At 42.7% G+C, this 16958-nt stretch carries 10 protein-coding genes; all 10 read left to right on the forward strand.

The genetic code is table 11. From position 1 onward, the window contains the following. Positions 1-1079 precede the first annotated feature (1079 nt). The 10 genes from NFR62_RS06170 (at position 1080) to NFR62_RS06215 (ending at position 16944) form a co-directional block, all read left to right on the forward strand. Positions 1080-3191, forward strand: coding sequence for a hypothetical protein (locus NFR62_RS06170; protein WP_251616073.1), 2112 nt, complete (start codon positions 1080-1082; stop codon positions 3189-3191). A gap of 368 nt (positions 3192-3559) precedes the next feature. Next, positions 3560-4507 (forward strand): alpha/beta hydrolase, encoded by a 948-nt coding sequence (locus NFR62_RS06175; RefSeq protein WP_251616492.1) that lies wholly within the window; start codon positions 3560-3562, stop codon positions 4505-4507. Then, entirely contained in the window at positions 4491-5381 is an 891-nt protein-coding gene (locus NFR62_RS06180; RefSeq protein ID WP_251616075.1) for an acetyltransferase domain-containing protein, read from the forward strand. Before NFR62_RS06175 ends, NFR62_RS06180 begins: the two co-directional genes overlap by 17 nt. Before the next feature lie 13 nt (positions 5382-5394). Beyond that, entirely contained in the window at positions 5395-7062 is a 1668-nt protein-coding gene (locus NFR62_RS06185; RefSeq protein ID WP_251616078.1) for a class I adenylate-forming enzyme family protein, read from the forward strand. Positions 7063-7172: 110 nt separating this feature from the next. Further along, positions 7173-10064 carry an ABC transporter ATP-binding protein/permease gene (locus NFR62_RS06190; RefSeq protein ID WP_251616081.1) on the forward strand — a complete coding sequence of 964 codons (2892 nt, stop codon included), beginning with the start codon at positions 7173-7175 and terminating at the stop codon, positions 10062-10064. A gap of 103 nt (positions 10065-10167) precedes the next feature. Then, positions 10168-11694, forward strand: a complete 1527-nt coding sequence (locus NFR62_RS06195; protein WP_251616085.1) for a class I SAM-dependent DNA methyltransferase — start codon at positions 10168-10170, stop codon at positions 11692-11694. Beyond that, positions 11691-12875, forward strand: coding sequence for a restriction endonuclease subunit S (locus NFR62_RS06200; protein ID WP_251616092.1), 1185 nt, complete (start codon positions 11691-11693; stop codon positions 12873-12875). The genes NFR62_RS06195 and NFR62_RS06200 overlap by 4 nt, the downstream gene beginning before the upstream one ends. A 75-nt stretch (positions 12876-12950) precedes the next feature. After that, on the forward strand, positions 12951-13247 hold the full coding sequence (locus NFR62_RS06205; protein ID WP_251616094.1) for a type II toxin-antitoxin system Phd/YefM family antitoxin: 297 nt from the start codon (positions 12951-12953) through the stop codon (positions 13245-13247). After that, positions 13244-13543, forward strand: coding sequence for a type II toxin-antitoxin system RelE/ParE family toxin (locus NFR62_RS06210; RefSeq protein WP_251616097.1), 300 nt, complete (start codon positions 13244-13246; stop codon positions 13541-13543). Before NFR62_RS06205 ends, NFR62_RS06210 begins: the two co-directional genes overlap by 4 nt. A 53-nt stretch (positions 13544-13596) precedes the next feature. Further along, positions 13597-16944 (forward strand): type I restriction endonuclease subunit R, encoded by a 3348-nt coding sequence (locus NFR62_RS06215; protein ID WP_251616102.1) that lies wholly within the window; start codon positions 13597-13599, stop codon positions 16942-16944. Positions 16945-16958: the final 14 nt, after the last annotated feature.

Genomic DNA, 16958 nt, shown 5'->3' on the forward strand with positions numbered 1-16958 from the left:
TCTATAATAATATCGGAAATGCTCCAAAAACAGCGTCTTTAAGAAGGAACTAAGGCGCTTTTTAAGTTATTTAGATAATTTTCAGCTTCATAAGTCTTTATTTTACACTTTAAAGCCACATTAAAAAAGCTAATAGGACGAGCCAAAAGCAAAAATCCACTTTTACGACGATAGCCGTTTAAATTTTCATGATAATATTAGTAAGTTAAGAAACGCAAATAAATAACGAAAATTTTAACTAATTGCCATTTTGCCGAACCCAAACAGTCCGGCACCGAACGAAGAATACATATCGAGCTTTCGGCATAACTATGGTTAAAAGTCAATACGATAACGCTAAAATTTTTTACATAAATAATACTTTAAAATTCTAATATTTTAATATTAAAAATAATAGGTAAATTTACGGTTTTTCAAACTCCGAACCGCAATATCACAATTATTATTTTGCTTAAAATATTTATTTGTGTCGCAATTTTTTTACATCTCGAAAGAGGCAATTTAAATATTTGCCATATCGCAATTTTTGTCATTTTTGTAGCGCCTATTTTTTAGGCGGCTATTTGATTAAGGCAACCGTTTTTTAATCGATTTACGGTATATTGCTTGGTACAAAAACGATTTATCTAACATTTGCGTTGTAATAAGACGTTACATTTTGTCAACAAATTTACGCGCCTAAATATTTGAAATGTGGATAACTCGGCGTTTTTCGGTGGATAAGTCGGTTCAAATGTGGATAACTTTGTGTAAAACTCTGTTTTTTCAACAAAAACAACGTAATTTCGGCGTTTTAATCAAAAGTTATGCACATAAAATTTTTTGAGGGGTTGTTTGCTCTGTTCTTAATCGTTAGCTTGTTCGTCTGAATTAAACGAATAACGTGCAAACCGTTTTTTATTTCGTCCGCAATTATACATTTGCTAAGAATTGCTTTTTGCAACCGTTTGTGTTAAAATAGTAAAAGAATTTTGTTCATATGCTCACATGGAATTGACAAAAACGCTTTTTCTTAAAAAAGCATATTGCTAATCCCCGACGGTTTGAAAAGCAAAAAACGACAATTCGAGGAAAGAAAAATGTTCAAAAAGTTCAGAAGATGGTTCAGCGTGCAGCTCTCGAAACGACCCGGAAGAGTTGTGCTAATTGCAATTTTGCTGTTAAACGTCGCTTTTTTGCTTATATCGGCGGCAATTATAAACGTTCTCGCGTTGCCGGGCACCGAAACAATGGGGTTCTGGAAATCGGCGTTTTATACCGTTACTATGGTTTTAGACGCCGGTTGCATAGACAACGTTATAACCGACATAGGTAAATCGGGTGTCGCTCTCGTAATAGTTTGTTTGGCGGTAATCATTATAGGCATGGTGCTGTTCACCGGCGCGGTAATAGGTTACTTAACCAACTACATATCGAAATTCATTGAAAACGCAAATTTAGGCTCTCATAAGTTACACCTGTCTAAGCACACCGTGATTTTAAATTGGAATTCGCGCGCATCCGAAATAGTGAACGACTTTTTATATTGCGACGGCAAGCAATACGTTGTTATTTTGGTAAACTCGGGCAAAGACGATATTGAAAAAGAACTCTCAGAACGCATTGCCGACACGATAGCGCAAGAAAACGCCGCCGTAAAAAAACTTTCCAACGCAAAAAAAGGATTGTCGCGGCTCGTTTACCGCAGTAAGAACAAATTCAAAAACAATCTTGTGGTAATTGTGCGCGAGGGCGACACGTTTTCTAACAAACAGCTCCACGACATATCGCTCGAACGGGCAAAATCCATTCTTATATTGGGCAACGACATAAACAATACAATGTGCAAGTTCGATTACCAAACGCGGCTCAACGAACAGGAAAAAGGCAATCCGCAAAGCATAAAGGCGCTTGTTCAAGTAGCCGACATTACGGGCGCCGAAACAAGCGACGACGACCAAAAAATAGTAGTAGAAGTAGAGGACGATTGGACGCTCGAACTTGTGAACAAAGTTATCGAGCAAAAACAAGTTGACGGCAAATGCAACATTATTCCCGTTTGCGTAAATAAAGTTTTAGGTCGGCTTTTATCGCAATTTTCGCTTATGCCCGAACTCAACCTCGCTTACAGAGAGTTGTTTTCAAACAAAGGCGCCACCTTTTATTCCAAACCTTACCGCAACTCGAACGAAGCCGCGTTTACAAGCGAATATTTTTCTACTCACCTCCATTCTATTCCTCTTTCGGTCATGCAAAAAGACGGCGACAACATAGCCTATTTTGCCGCCGAATCAAAAAAAGACGACTTAAAACTTTCGGAAGTTCCCGCTACCGACTACAAAGTGAGCGTGAACTACGACTATTGGATAGAACGCAAAAACGTTATTATTTTGGGGCATAACAGCAAAGTTAAAGACATAATGGACGGATTCAACAGCTTCCGCGACGAATGGAATTCGCCCGACGGCAGCGAAATTATGAATATCGTTGTTATAGACGACTCAAAGCACCTCGAAAAAATGGGACGCTACAAAGACTATCCGTATGTTACTCAGGTAGTGGAAGCCGATATTTACGACCGTGAAGCTATTTGCAACACAATAGAAAAATTCGTCGATTCCAACGAGACTGACACAAGCGTGCTCATTCTTTCGGACGACACCGTTTTAAACGAACAAATCGATTCCAACGCCATAGCTAATCTTATATACGTCAGCAATATTATTCACAGAAAAAAAGCGGAAGAACCTGATTTTGACGAAGGCAAAATCGACGTCGTTGTTGAAATACTCAATCCCAAACACCACGACATTGTTAAAAGTTACAGCGTGAACAACGTGGTTATAAGCAACCGCTATATAAGCAAAATGATTACTCAGCTCGGCGAAAAAGACACCCTTTACGACTTTTACAACGACATTTTAACCTACGATTCCGCCAACACCGAAGAATACGAAAGCAAAGAAATTTACGTTAAAAAAGTTAGCCGTTTCTTCACCGAAGTTCCCGCGCCTTGCTCCGCTGCCGAACTCGTGCGAGCGGTTTACAACGCTTTCGCAAACCCGTCGCTTCCGCCCGAAAAACGCAACCACACAATTATTCTCGGCTACGTTCGACCGTCAGGCGAAATGGTGCTGTTTTCGGGCAACCAAAATAAAATACGCGTTGAACTCACCGCAAAAGACAAACTTATTATGTACAGCAACCATTAAAACGTTTTTAATTTTATTGTTTTTCACTTAACCGTAACGCCATTTTTATGCCGTTACGGTTGTTTTTTGCCGCAAAGCATGCTATAATACGAATGAAAAAGTTTGCTTTATAACTTTTTCGCTTCGTGTTTAAACAAGCGGCTGTTGTTTAAATTAGTTATATAACGCTTATAAAAACCTGTTTTTACAAGATATAAAGCCGCAATGTTTACAAATTTCTCTCGTTTCGGGAACTTTGTTATCGTTCGATGAATACATTCCCAAAAGAGAGGTTTTTCGGCGAGCCGCGCGGCGCCGTTTTTTGCCGCGCGAGCAAAGAAAAAAACGTATAACTCTAAACTTTTGAAAGGAGGTGCGCCGAATTGTTTGTGCTTATTATAGTGCTTCTTATAGCTTTAATTGTGTTGTTCGCTCAATTCGGAAGCAACTACCACACTCAAGTTAAAGTTATGCGGCGTTTCTTTAAAAACAAAGGCACCGCTCCCGAAAATTACCTCGAACTCACAAGCGTTATAACCGACGTAGACTACATGAGCGTTCTATCAAACGGATTTTTAGACATTTACACGGCGAACGACGCAATAGCCCCTCAGCCCGTTTTGCTGTGGGTGCACGGCGGCGGATATGTGGGCGGCGACAAATCGTGTATTAAATCGTGGGCTCACGTTATTGCGGCGGAATTGAAAATAGCCGTTGCAAGCGTGAACTACTGCCTTGCGCCCGACCAACACTATCCCGGACCCATAGTTCAAGTGGGAGAAGCACTCCGCTTTTTAACTGACAACGCAACCCGTTTTAATCTTGACCCAACTAGAATATTTTTGGGAGGGGATAGCGCGGGCGCGCAAATCGCGTCGCAATACGCGGCTTTGGTTCACAACGATTCACTTAAAAAAACAATGAAAATATTTCCTCCCGTAAGCGGCGAACAACTTAGAGGGGTAATTCTTTGTTGCGGATTTTACAACATGGATAACGTGCTTAAATCGCGTTTCCCCGCGATTAAAACTTTTATGTGGGCGTACACAAACAATAAAAAGCTCAAAACCTTTGCGCGAAAAAACGAGTTGAGCACTGCGAAAAATCTTGAAAACGGTTATTGCGACGTTTTTATAACGTGCGGCGACGCCGACCCGTTTTTAGAACAGGCGAAAGAATTTATCGCTGACTTAGAAGCGGCGAATATTACCGCCGACGCGTATTTACCCAAAGTTAAAGGGAAAAAATTGGGTCACGAGTATCAATTCCTTGTAGGCACAACCGAAGCCGACATTGCTCTTAACAAGGCGGTTACGTTTATTGAAAAACGATTGTAACATTCTATCGGCCGCCGCCGACAACAAGCGGCGGAACGGAGCTATATTCTCCGAACGCAAAACCGCGCGAATTCACGGCTTGGATTTTTTGCGCGGGCTTTGCGTTTTGCTCATGATTCTCGACCACACTTCGTTCGATATTATGATGTTAATAGACTGGTGCCCAAACTTTTATTATGTGGACAACTTCTTAACTAAGCTTGCCTATTGGGTGTATTACGATTGGTGGGACAGCGCCGCTCGACTTGTTTTGCGCCTAACGGTTATATGCGTTTTCTTTTGCATAAGCGGAATATGTTCGGCGTTTTCGCACAACAACGCTTTGCGAAGCGCAAAACTCGCGGTAGCTTCGGTAACGCTTAGCCTGTTCACAATTACGGCGGACAAGCTGTTCGACTTAGGCATAACGATATTGTTCGGCGTTTTGCATTGCCTGACCGTTTCTATAATTATTTGCACCGTTTTGCAAAAACTTCTCAAAAACAAAGCGAAATACGCTTGTCTCGGTTTGGGAATTTTGTTCTTTGTGTGGGGATTGCTTCTCGATTTTTATAATCTTCAAGGTTCGCAGTTCGATATTTCGGGGCAGCAAATATCCGCGCTCGACTATTTGCGCATTGCGGTGGGAACGCGCTACTATGGAGCGGACTGTTTCGGACTTTTGCCGTTTGCGGGAATATTTTTAATAGGGGCTTACGGCGGCGCCGAATTATACAAAAACAAAAAGCCGTATTTGCCGCTTTTCAAAAAAGCTCCGTTTCGCCCCGTATGTTTTGTGGGAAGAAAGGCTGTGTGGTTCTATCTTTTGCACCAACCCGTTATTTTCGTGCTTACGGTTATAATAGGAACGGCGCTCGGTTTAAAATTCGTTTAGGAGACAGCAAACAATGCGCACAAAGAAAAACGAAAAAGGTCTTGCTTATATAGCGGAAGGCAAACAATTCGACGGAGCCGACTCGCTCTATTTTCCCGTAGAAAAAGCCGCGAACTTTTTTCCGAAAAATACCGCGCTCCGTTTTCTCGGAAAAAACATAAGCTATAAAACGCTTGCCGAAAAAGTGTCGGAATATTCTTCGTGTTTGCTCAAAGCCGGACTTAAAAAGGGCGAGGCGGTAACGTTCGCTTTGCCGAATATTCCCGAAAGCGTATATTTGCTGTATGCCACGCAAAAAGCCGAACTGCGCACCTCTCCGCTTCATCCGCTTTCCACGCCGGAAGCCGTAAGCTCGGCAATAGAAAAAACAGGTAGCCGCATAGTTTTCGCTCTCGGCGACGCGGCGCGGAAAATAGCCGAGCGGTGCGCGGACGCCACAGTTGTGGCGGTAAGCCCCGCAAACTCTCTCGGAATAAAAAAATTACTGTTTTCTTTGCGCTCGCCTCTTCCGAAAAAAAGCGACAATTTAATCAGGTTGAGCGATTTTCTTAAAAACCCGCAAAACACTCCTCTTGTTTCTCCCGTTAAAATTTGCCCCGCGCACCAAAAAACTTCGGTTTTGCTTCAATCGGGCGGCACAACGGGAACTCCGAAAGTTATAGGGCTAAGCGCCGATTCGGTGAACAACCTTGCCGCAAGAGGAATGGGCATACTCGGCAAAAACGACGTGACCCGCTGCGGAATGTTAAGCGTTTTGCCTGTGTTTCACGGCTTCGGGCTTGCAATGGGAGTTCACGCAATGCTGTGTCACGGCGGCAAAAACGTGCTCTTTCCGAAATTCCACCGCGCTTCGGCAGTGCGCGAAATTCGCAAAGGCAACGTGCAATTCGTTATAGGCGTTCCGCGTCTTTACGAAGCTCTATTGTCGCACCCGAAATTCGCGGGAAAAGCCCTTCGCTCGCTCGCGGTGGCTTATGTGGGCGGCGATTTCGTTCCCCGCACTCTATTAAAAGAGTACGACGCGCATATTAAAAAATTTGGAGGAACAAGCAGACTGTACGAAGGCTACGGGCTAACCGAAACGGTTACGGTTTGCAGCGTGAACACCGATTCGGCGAACAAAGACGAAACTGTGGGCAAGCCTCTCGCAGGCATGGAAATCCGCGCGTTCGACTTTTCGGGCGACACCCCGCGCGAACTGCCGCCCAACGAAAAAGGCGAGCTTGGAATAACGGGCGACACACTTATGCAGGAATACCTGTCGGACGAAAAAAGCACGGCGGAAGTGTTTTTCTCTTACAACGGAAAAAACTACGTTCGAACGGGCGACTGCGGATATACCGACGAAGAGGGCTTTATACATTTTGTGTCGCGCTTTAAACGCATTGTAAAAGTTAAAGGAATTCCCGTTTATCCTATGGAAATAGAACAGCTTGCAATTACGGTAGAGGGAGTGGGGGCGGCGTGCGCCGTGCCTCTTACAGATAAACCCGAAAGCATAGTGTTGTTTATAGAGGGAACGGACGAAACTCTAAAAGAGCGGCTGAAAAAACTTATACGCGAAAAAATATCGATATATGCCGAACCGAGCGAAGTTTTTTTAGTTAAAAGTTTCCCCGTTACCAACATGAGCAAAACCGACACGAACGCGCTGTTAGAGCTTTACCGCGCGGCAAAATAACCGAACTGAATTTTAAGTCTCATTATTTTTAACCTTTTTTTAATTGTTTTCCGTTTGACAAGGTATGTCTTCGAGTATATAATTAAAAAACAAAATAGGAGACTTTTATTATGCTCGAACTTAAAAACATTGTTAAAGACTACGTTACGGGCGACACAACCGTCCGCGCTTTAAAAGGCGTAGACGTTACGTTCAGACGCAGCGAATTCGTATCGGTTTTGGGGCCGAGCGGTTGCGGAAAAACCACTCTTTTGAATATTGTGGGCGGACTCGACAGCTACACTTGCGGCGACCTTATTATAAACGGCAGAAGCACGCGCGACTTTAAAGCATACGACTGGGACGCGTACAGAAATAACTGCATAGGATTCGTTTTTCAAAATTACAATCTTATTCCGCACTTATCGGTGCTCGGAAATGTTGAGCTTGCCCTCACTTTAAGCGGAAAGAGCAAATCCGAACGGCGCGCGAAAGCCGCCGCCGCGCTCGAAAAAGTGGGGCTCGGCGAGCAGATGAACAAACGCCCCAACCAACTTTCGGGCGGACAAATGCAACGCGTAGCCATTGCGCGCGCAATAGTGAACGACCCCGAAATCATTCTCGCCGACGAGCCTACGGGCGCGCTCGACAGCAAAAACAGCGTTCAGATAGCCGACCTATTAAAAGAAATCAGCCGCGACCGACTTATTATTATGGTTACGCACAACGACGCTTTGGCGGAAGAATATTCCACCCGTATAATAAAATTCCTCGACGGCGAAAAGGTTGACGACTCGAACCCTTACGAACCCACGCAAGAGGAGAGGCTGCAAGAAATAAAATACGAACGCGAGAAACGCGGCGAAGCGTTTTCGGCGGAAGAATACGCTCCCGACGCATATCCCGACCCTTACGCGCCGCTTACGAAAAAAGGAAAATCGGAAAAGGATATAAACCGCCCGCAACAGAGCGAAATCTCCGTTTTAAAAGAGGAGAACGAAACCGCTCCCAAGCTCGAAAAAGCGGCGGCAACGCAAAAGAAAGTTCTGTCCAAACAAGAAAAAGCGGCAATCAAAGCTGCGGAAAAAGCTCGCAAAGACGAAAAGAAAAAGCAAGAGAAACAGCGCAAAAAAGAAATGAAACGAACGTCGATGAATTTTTTTACGGCGCTCGGACTTTCGGGGCGAAACCTTGCCACCAAAAAGGGACGCACTATTCTCGTTTCGTTTGCGGGTAGCATAGGAATTATAGGAATAGCTCTTGTTCTCAGCATATCGAACGGCTTCACTCATTACATAAACAAATTGCAAACCGACACCCTCGCGGGTTTTCCTATAACGATAGCGCCTCAAGCTATGGATATTGAAAGCGTCACGTCGTCTATCGGCGGCAACAAAGAAGAACGCGAAGAATTTCCGTCGGGCGACAAAGTTGAAATTTACACGCGCGACATAAGCACAATGGTGTATTACAACGACATAACCGACGAATACGTTAATTACGTTAAAGCAATGCCCGAAGAGTATTACAAAGCGGTGTCGTACACCAACTCGCTCGATATGCTTGTTCTCCGAAAAGACGGCGAAGAAGTGAAGAAAGTTTCTCTTTCAAAACGCACAATGATGGGTTCCCAGCAAATTTGGCAAGAAATGCTTCCTAACAATTCGTTTATGAAAGAGCAATATTCCGTTTTGGCGGGCAAAATGCCCGAAAATAAAAACGAGCTCGCTTTAATAGTAGATAAATATAATCGCATAGACGCGGAAGTGCTCGAAGCGCTCGGCATAACCTACGAAACGGACGACGCTAATAAGTTATCTTTTAACGATATTTTGAATTTAGGCGAAAAAGAGCATTTTTTGGCTGTGTCGAACGACAACGCTTTCCCCGACGGCAAATTCGTTGACTACGATTCTTTGGAAGGAAAGGAAAAGCTTCCCGAAATTTACAAAACGGACGGCGAAGAGGGAAAAAAGAACGTCCCTCTTAAACTTGTCGGAATTTTAAGAACAGAAAAGGGCGTTCCTTTGGAACTCTTTAACAGCGGAATAGTTTATTCACCCGAACTGACGCAGGAAATCATTTCGCTTAACGCAAATTCCTTAATTATTGCAAAACAAAAAGAGGAGTTCGATAAGCCTTCATATTCGGGATACAATTTGGCGCAAAGCAAAACTTTTTACGAACTCGCGGGATTTTCGCAAGCTCAGGCTATGGGTTACGCTATGCTCGAAGCCGCGATTGCCAACCTCGAACAAACTCAAAACAAACCTTTTAGCGACATTCTGCGCGACGACCCAGAATTAAATTGCTTAAACGGCACTTCTTACGAACCTTACAAAACTCAATTCAAAGAACTTGCGCCCAACCGCGATTTAATTAAAAATATGCTCGAAGCCGAGAAAACGGCGGCTCTCGAAGATTTGAATTACGCCGCCCGTCCGTCGAGTATTTATATTTACCCGAAAGATTTCGAAACAAAAAAGAAAATAAACGATTATTTAAACGGTTGGAACAACTCTCACCCCAACGCCAAAATAATGTACACCGACGCGAGCGAACTTCTTGCCTCCACTATGGGAAATATGGTAGACATAATTTCTTATGTGCTTATAGCTTTCGCGGCAGTCAGTCTTGTTGTTTCGAGCATAATGATTGCAATAATAACTTATGTGTCGGTTATAGAGCGCACGAAGGAAATAGGCGTGCTCCGAAGCATAGGTGCGCGCAAAAAAGACATTTCACGCGTGTTCAATGCCGAAACGGTGCTAATAGGTTTAATAGCGGGAGTTATGGGCGTTTTAATAGCCGCAATTCTCAATTTCCCCATAAACGCCATTTTGCAAGTTGTTATAAACGCGAACGGCGGCGGAAGCTTGGGAATAGGCAATCTTGCGGTGCTAAATCCGTTGCACGCACTACTTTTAATAACCGTGTCGGTTGTTTTAACTCTTATCAGCGGATTTATTCCATCGCGCATAGCGGCAAAAAAAGACCCCGTTACGGCACTGAGAACGGAATAATAAACTACTTAAAACAGCCCCGAAAATTCGGGGCTGTTTTACTTTGTGATTTTGTCGAAATATGGTATAATGGCACTGAAATTATCCACGCAAGGAGTTTTTTATGATTACGGGCGAAGTGAAAAACAAATTAGACAGATTATGGGACGCAATGTGGTCTAACCAAATGACAAACCCGTTAATCGACATACAGCAGATTACTTACTTTATATTTATAAAAATGCTCGACGATAATCAAATAAAGATTGAACGCAAGGTGAACGATATGCTTGCGCACGGATTAGCCGCAAATATCGCGGACTTTAACCCGACTTTTAAGGACGAAAACTATATCGACAAAGATAATAAAATCGACGTGCCGTATAGAGATTTGCGTTGGTCTGTGTTCAAAGAGTTTGAGCCGACGCGAATGTACGCTAACATACGCGACAATGTGTTTCCTTTTATAAAACAACTGCACGGCGAAAAACAGACGGCTTTTGCCAATTTTATGAAAGACGCGCAGTTTGCCGTTAGCAATCCGTACATACTTGATAAAATGGTTGCAAGTTTAAGCGACGAATCGCTCGGCTTGGGCGATAAAGATATGATGGGCGATTGCTATGAATATCTTTTGTCGAAAATGTCTACAAGCGGCGATAACGGACAATTCAGAACGCCGCGCCACATAATAAATATGATGGTGGAACTTGCGCAACCTACGCTTGCGGATAATATTATAGACCCCGCTATGGGAACGGCAGGATTCTTGACTTCAAGCGCGAGATATATTCAAGCGCACTATTCGCGCGAGCTTATGAACAAGGAAAACAACCGACACTTTAACAATACTATGTTTACGGGTTACGACACCGACACCGATATGCTCCGCATAGGCTGTATGAATATGACGTTGCACGGCGTGGATAATCCGACCATACGTTACAACAATTCGCTTGCCGAAGAATTTACAGACAGCGACAAATATTCGCTTATTCTTGCCAATCCGCCTTTTTCGGGCAGTTTAGACCCGTCAACCGTTTCTAAATCGTTAAACCAAATAAGCGGCGGTACGAAAAGCACGGAATTATTGTTTTTGTCGCTGTTCTTGCGACTCCTGAAAGTAGGCGGCAGGTGCGTTTCCGTTATTCCTGTTGGCGTACTCAATCGTACTAACGAAAAGGCATACGCGCGGTTGCGACGCCAAATTGTGGAAGAACAAAAACTCGAAGCCGTTATTTATATGCCGAACGGAGTTTTTCAACCGTATTCGGGTGTTCAGACGGGCATACTCGTTTTTACAAAAACAAATTCGGGCGGAACGGATAAAGTTTGGCTTTACAATATGGAAGCGGACGGATATTCGCTTGACCAAAAGCGCGATAAGGTGGACGCGGACGACACGCCCGACGTTATAACTCGGTGGAAAAATCTTGCCGTCGAGTGCGAGCGCACGCCGTTCGATAAATCGTTTTTCGTGAGCAAACAAGATATAGTAGACAATGATTATGTTTTGAGCTTTAACAAGTATCACAAAGTTGAGATTGCTAAAAAGGAATATCGCCCGACTGCCGAGATTATAAAGTCTATCCGCGAGCTTGAAACGGAGTTTGCCGCCGTTATTGACGAGATTTGCAAGGGGATAGAATGATGCCTGTTTTGAAAATTCGTCAGCTTGCGAAACAAATACGCGGTGTATCATATAAACCGTCGGACATCGTGAGAAAAGAAAACGGCTATCCTATTCTACGCGCTAATAATATTCAAAACAACGAACTTACTTTTGATAACCTTGTATATGTAAAACCTTGCAAGGTAAAGCAAAAACAATTATTAAAAAAAGGCGACATAATTATTTGCGCGTCAAGCGGAAGTAAAGATTTAGTGGGCAAAGCCGCCGTGTTTGAAACCGACGGCGAATATTCTTTCGGTGCTTTTTGTAAATGTATTCGGATAAAAGACGATTTAACAATTAACAAAAATTACGTCGGGCTTTATTTTAGTTCAAATAAATATAGGGAAAGCATTTCGGCAAGCAGCTATGGGGCAACCATAAAAAATATTAAAGCCGAAAATATTGACGAACTTTCAATAAACCTTCCCACCATAAGCGAGCAAAAAAGAATCGTAATTGAGCTAAACGGAATACAGAACGCATTATCAAACAAAAGAAGTCAGTTACAAACTCTTGACGAACTTATCAAGTCCCATTTTATTGAAATGTTTGGAGACCCCGTTGAAAATTCATTGAAATGGAGAAAAGAACCTTTATCAAAAATTATAATAAACGTGAACAATGGACTGACCCGACGCGGACATGATGCAAATGGGAATATTGTTTTACGTTTGGTAGAATTACAAGATGGTGTTATAGATTATAGTAATGTAAATAGAATTATTTTATCCGAAAAAGAGAAATTAAAATTTGAACTTAAAAATAATGATTTTCTTTTTGCTCGTGTTAATGGTAATCCGCAATATGTTGGGCGTTGTGCTGTTTTTCATTCTATTGATGAGAAAGTATATCATAATGACCATATAATTAGAGTTCATTTTGATGAGAGCATAATAAACGGAACTTTTGCAATGGTATTATTAAATAGTCATTACGGCAAATCGCAAATGCGACAATTTATTAGCACTTCGGCAGGTCAATATACAATCAATCAAGACGGTATAAGAGCAATTATAGCAATATTGCCGCCGCTCGAACTGCAAAATAAATTCGCCGAATTTGTGCAAAAAGTAGACAAAGCAAAAACAATCGTTAAAAAGCAAATAACCGACTTGCAAGAACTACTTGACAGCAAAATGAGCGAATACTTCAGATAATCTTTTATAATACTATTGACACGGTAGTAAAATTAAGTTATAATATTACTACCAACATAAAGGAGACTGTGTTATATGAGCGGCGAAATATCAATAAGACCATCGAAAGACATACGAACGAATTACGCCGAAATTTCGGCTCTTGCGCATCAGCATCCTGTGGCTATTACCGTGAACGGCAGAGAGGACACCGTTCTTTTGAGTCATACGGATTTTTTGGAACAGCAGCGAACTATAAACGAATTGCAAGAACGTTTGGCAATTTACGCACAGTTGGCGCAATCGCAAGACGACATTAAACTCGGCAGAGTTCAGACTTTACATTCGGCAATCGAGAGTATTTATAAAGATTTGGATAATTTGGATTTATGAACTATTCTATAAATATTACCGATACGGCGAAAGGTCATTTGCGTGATATTGCTTTATATATAGCCGAGCAATCAAAAGACAGAGAAATTGCAAAAAAGTTTGTTCAAGAATTAGAAGTCGAGTGTTATACGCTTAGCGAAATGCCGAATAAAGGAGCTAATCCCGACGATAGATTGCTTGTAAGCATGGACTATAAATTTCTTATACATAAAGATTATTTAATTTTTTACACGATAGAAGATTTAAATAAAACCGTATATATACAGGCGATATTCAATGCAAAAAAAAGACTATAAAAGATTTATGAAAAAAATCGCCAAGCAATAAAATTTAACATACACGGTGCGCTATGAATTTTGATTTTCTCAAAAACAATAGCTTTTTCAAACAGCTCTATGCGTTTTGTGCCGACGCTGAGGAGTTTGTTTTGTCGCGTTCGGAACTGTCTGCAATATCGCAACGCAAAGCGTTGGAGTGCGGCGTAAAGTATTTTTATACGGCAAAATACGGCGAATACAACGAACGCGAAACTCTCTTTTCGCTTATAGCCGACGAGCAGTTTTCGGCGTATATGGACACGACAATATTTTCGGGCATACATCTTGTGCGGCAAATAGGAAACAATGCTGCACACGGCGAAAGCGTGAGCAAAACGGAAGCGTTGAACGGCTTGGAAGCGTTATATTATTTTTGTGCCGAACTGTTAAAATGTTTCGGCGTTATACGCGGTTACGAAAAATTCGACAAAACTATTTACACAAAGAAAGCCGAGCCTACAACCGAAACGGTGCGAACGCTTGACGAAGCGACGGTAGAAGTAACAAAAGCTGACGTCGCGGAACTGAAACTTGACAAAATCGAAAAAGCCGCGTTTCGGTCGGCGGCGGACTTTACCGAAGCGAAAACGAGAAGCGTATACATTGACAACGCCTTGCGTGAAGCCGGATGGAAAGTATCAAAAGCAAAAGGCGCAATAATTCCCAATACGGCTTGTATAGAGATTCCGCTTGACGGTATGCCTAACAACGAAGGTATAGGCTATGCGGACTATGTTTTGTTTGATTCTGACGGCAAACCGCTTGCAGTAGTGGAAGCCAAACGCACGAGCAAAGACGTTGTTGTGGGCAGTCAGCAAGCAAAGTTATACGCCGACTGTATAGAAAAAAAGTGGGGAGTGCGCCCAGTTATTTACTACACAAACGGCTACGAATTGATGATTGTTGACGGTGCAGGCTATCCGAGTCGCCGTGTGTTTGGGTACTACACGAAAGACGAATTGCACTCTATGATTGTGCGACGTGGGATTCGAAAGATAACCGACACGCGCATAAATCCTACTATATCCGACCGCCCGTTTATACAGGAAGCGGCGACCGCTGTTTGCGAGAACTTTAACAAGAAAAGCCGCAAGTCGTTAATCGTTATGGCTACGGGAACGGGCAAAACCCGTTGCGCTATTTCTATCGTAGACGTATTGCAACGTGCGGAATGGGCGAAACACGTTTTATTCCTTGCCGACCGAACAGAACTTGTAAATCAGGCAAAAAACGCTTTTGCTAAGTTTTTGCCCAATTCGCCTGTGTGCGCAATATCCGAAACAGCGGAGAACGACCGCGATTATAACGCACGCGTAATTATATCCACCTACCAAACAATGCTCAATTTTATAGAGCGCGAAAAACGCGCTTTCGGCGTCGGTAAATTCGATTTGATTATATTAGACGAATGCCACCGCACGGTTTACAATAAGTATCAAGCTATTTTGCGGTATTTCGACAGTCTTGTGTTGGGGCTTACGGCAACACCGCGTGAAAAAGTTGACGCATCCACCTATGAGCTTTTCGATTTGCCCAAAGGCGAGCCTACGTTCAACTACGGCTATGAAAAAGCGGTTGCGGAAGGCTTTTTGGTAGACTATGCGAACTTTGACAGCACGCCCACGCTACTCAAAACGGGACTGTGCTACGACGACCTTTCGGACGACGAAAAGAAAGAATACGAAGAAACATTTTCGGACGACGATGGCAATTTTCCCAAACGGATAGACAAAGAGCTTTTCTATAAACGAATAACGAATACGGGAACAATCGACGCGGTTTTGCAAACGCTTATGAACGACGGCTTGAAAGTGCAGAACGGCGAACGGATAGGCAAGAGTATTATATTTGCATATAATCACGACCACGCAAAGCTCATAGTTGAACGCTTTAATAAGCTGTACGGAGAAAAAGGCGACGGCTTTATTAAACTTGTCGATTACAGCGTGAATTATGCGCACACGATAATAGAGGACTTTAAGACGGCGAACAAAGAACCGCATATAGTTGTGTCGGTGGATATGCTCGATACGGGTGTGGACGTTCCCGAAGTGTTGAATCTTGTTTTCTTCAAAAAGGTTTTCTCGCTTATCAAGTTTTGGCAGATGATTGGCAGGGGAACGCGCGTATGCAAAGAATTGAATGTGTTTTCAACGTGCAAAGAGTTTTTTGAAAACGCCGACTATACCGATGATACGAAACGGGTTTATTCGGATAAGCAAGGTTTTTATATATTCGACTGTTGCGAGAATTTTCCGTACTTTAAGAAAAATCCGAAAGGCAAAGATGGCAAAAACTCGCTGAACTTAACGCAACGCATATTCTCGCTCAAACTCGATTTGATTTACGAATTGCAACGGCTTACGCACCAAGAAAATCCCGAACACAAAACATACTATGATAAACTAAAAGCGGAAGCGATTGCAAGGGTTAAAAACTTCAACCGTGATTTAATCAACGTGCGCCATAATTTAAAATATGTCGATAAATATTTTGCCGAATCAAGTTGGGAGTATATAGGCGTTCTAGATTTGAAAGAACTTAAAAAGCAAATCGTTCCGCTTGCGGACGCAACAAACGACGGGGAAACCGCAAAGGTTTTCGACTTGTGGATATTCAATATGGAGCTTGCCGAGCTTGTGGGCGAACAAGACTACTCGAAAGCGATACAAGTTGTAACGACAGTTTGCTCGATATTGCTCGATATGACTACAATACCCGAAGTTGCAAAAAAGAAAGAGTATTTGAAGTCGGTAGTCAAAAACGAATTTTGGCAAGACATAACTATATCGAAGTTGGAAGAACTGCGCGAACAAGTGCGCGACTTGCTGAGATTTTTGCCGCGCGACGTTATAGAGTCGCTTAGAACGGACTTTTCGGATAAGGTGGAACTCAGGCGCGGGGAACATTTAACGCCGCAATTCAAAAACTACAAGCAGAGAGTTATTGACTATCTTGACGAAAATTTCGATTTGCCCGTAGTACATAAGATACGGAATATAATTCCGCTCAACAGCGGAGATTTGAGAGAACTTGAACGAATCCTATGGGAAGAACTCGGAACGCAATCCGACTATGAACATATAGCTTGCGGCGAGAGCGTGGCGGTATTTGTTCGCAAAATCGTGGGACTTGACCGCGAAGCCGTAAATAAGCTGTTTGCCGAATATCTTGCGATGTATCAATTTAACAAAATGCAAGAAGAATTTTTACACTATATCGTTACGTTCGTACTTGAAAACGGCGACATAGAGCCGAAAAACCTTATAACCGACGAACCGTTCAAATATCTTGAATACACCGAGATTTTCGACGGAAATCCCGAAGTTGTGTACACACTTATAAATATGTTGCACTCAGCTATTCAAGTTGCGGCATAAATGAAACAATTTCT

Origin of the sequence: Pumilibacter muris (assembly GCF_943193045.1) — a bacterium.
Taxonomy (GTDB): Bacteria; Bacillota; Clostridia; order Christensenellales; family Pumilibacteraceae; genus Pumilibacter; species Pumilibacter muris.

Excerpts from the sequence above, each read along its gene's own strand:
- NFR62_RS06210 (WP_251616097.1), top strand. The coding sequence starts at position 13,244 with ATGAACTATTCTATAAATATTACCGATACGGCGAAAGGTCATTTGCGT.
- NFR62_RS06195 (WP_251616085.1), top strand. The coding sequence starts at position 10,168 with ATGATTACGGGCGAAGTGAAAAACAAATTAGACAGATTATGGGACGCA.
- NFR62_RS06185 (WP_251616078.1), top strand. The coding sequence starts at position 5,395 with ATGCGCACAAAGAAAAACGAAAAAGGTCTTGCTTATATAGCGGAAGGC.
- NFR62_RS06215 (WP_251616102.1), top strand. The coding sequence starts at position 13,597 with ATGAATTTTGATTTTCTCAAAAACAATAGCTTTTTCAAACAGCTCTAT.
- NFR62_RS06200 (WP_251616092.1), top strand. The coding sequence starts at position 11,691 with ATGATGCCTGTTTTGAAAATTCGTCAGCTTGCGAAACAAATACGCGGT.
- NFR62_RS06190 (WP_251616081.1), top strand. The coding sequence starts at position 7,173 with ATGCTCGAACTTAAAAACATTGTTAAAGACTACGTTACGGGCGACACA.
- NFR62_RS06170 (WP_251616073.1), top strand. The coding sequence starts at position 1,080 with ATGTTCAAAAAGTTCAGAAGATGGTTCAGCGTGCAGCTCTCGAAACGA.
- NFR62_RS06205 (WP_251616094.1), top strand. The coding sequence starts at position 12,951 with ATGAGCGGCGAAATATCAATAAGACCATCGAAAGACATACGAACGAAT.